Raw genomic sequence first — 281 nt, forward strand, 5'->3', positions numbered from 1 at the left:
GATGGTAACCCCACAATACTGAGTGCGGCTTGTTTCTCCAGAACCAGCTTTATGCATATCGCGAAGGAGCCTTCGCCAGTTTTCAAATCGTCACACCGAAACATTCTTTTTCCGGTAGCGCTTATAATCATTATCAAAAACCTTCGACCTTTTATATTCTTAAAGCTGAATTGAAAGGGAGTGCTTCGAACTTGATTTCCGAGGTGCCAAAGCTTCACGCTGGCAGATCGAACGCGGTTGCCGTGCGACTTTGCGCCTTGTTACTCATGTTCTGCGCTGTA

1 protein-coding gene is annotated in these 281 nt (G+C 46.3%); it reads left to right on the forward strand.

From position 1 onward, the window contains the following. Positions 1–29: 29 nt before the first annotated feature. A partial coding sequence (locus tag AVJ23_RS23230; RefSeq protein WP_205626910.1) for a hypothetical protein occupies positions 30–281 on the forward strand: 252 nt, incomplete at its 3' end.

The sequence above is a fragment of the Pseudoponticoccus marisrubri genome (assembly GCF_001482405.1).
Lineage (GTDB): Bacteria > Pseudomonadota > Alphaproteobacteria > Rhodobacterales > Rhodobacteraceae > Pseudoponticoccus > Pseudoponticoccus marisrubri.